This is a genomic window from Acinetobacter sp. OYA S30 (genome assembly GCF_033599315.1).
GTDB classification, from domain to species: Bacteria; Pseudomonadota; Gammaproteobacteria; order Pseudomonadales; family Moraxellaceae; genus Acinetobacter; species Acinetobacter baumannii.
This window is the reverse complement of sequence record NZ_JAWVAV010000125.1, coordinates 1-1,021: the sequence shown is the minus strand read 5'-3', so window position 1 is coordinate 1,021 and position 1,021 is coordinate 1. Positions and strand designations below refer to the sequence as shown.

Here is a 1,021-nt window from a genome sequence, read left to right as displayed (position 1 = left end):
ATAATAGAAACTCAAACCAATGAACAATGCGATCACCAAACGGAAACCCATCGATTGTTGGCGTAATGGTCCAAAAATAAAAGAACACGCCACGAGAACTAATGCAATGAGTGAAAATGGCGAAGCAACTTTTTGCCAGAAAGCTAATTGGTAAGTCTTTGGTACCTGACTATATTCATCCATATAACGCATAAAGCTAATCAGTTGGCTTGGCGATAAATCTTCAGGATCTAAAGTCACCATATGCACATATTTAGGCTGTAATGCTAAAGCAAGTGATTGTTCTTCATGGTCAGTTTTGATGGCATTTCCTGCCGCCAAAATGTCCATTTGTTCAGCCTTTTTCAAAGCCCATTGACCATTTTTAATAAACTGGCCTTGCTGAGCATTAATTAATGATTGCAAGTAATAGTTCTGGTCAAAGTCGACCACTTGAATGTCTCTTAAATTGCCTTGAGAGTTAGCGTAGTCGATATAGATAAATCGCTGCCCTTCACGTGACCAATAGCCTTTAACTTCACCTAAAGCAGCTACAGAACGATGGCTTTTAACACTTTGGGCTTTTTCATTGGTATAAGGAATAACCCATTCACTTAAAGCAAACGACAAAATAATAAGTAGTAAAGCTGAGCGCATAACCCAACCGACAATACGCCATAAGCTAACACCGACTGAACGCATAACAATGAGTTCACTGCTCGTTGCCAATGAGCCCAGTCCAATCACAGCACCAATCAAGGCAGAGATAGGTAAAATTTCATAGAGATAGCGAGGAGCTCCCCACAAGACATAGACGAGAGCTTGCCATGCGTTATAGTCTGGTTTGAGCTCACCCAACTCGCCAAGATATGTAAATAAGACCTGAAGAATGGACAAAACAACTGTGGTGCCAAACATCGCAAGCGCAGTGGTTTTCGTCACATATTTGGCGACTATTCGACGTGCTAACATTATAATTTCACTCGCTTGATCTGTTTCTTGATTTTTGGTCCTAACTTCTGCTTACGTGAGAATAAGGCGG

The 1,021-nt window shown here is 40.9% G+C and carries 1 protein-coding gene; it reads right to left on the bottom strand.

All coding sequences use genetic code 11. The features are described from left to right. Positions 1 to 951, bottom strand: a 951-nt coding sequence (gene lptG / locus R5R67_RS19430; RefSeq protein WP_318755205.1) for an LPS export ABC transporter permease LptG, incomplete at its 3' end; no start/stop codon positions are given. Between the last annotated feature and the right edge of the window lie 70 nt (positions 952 to 1,021).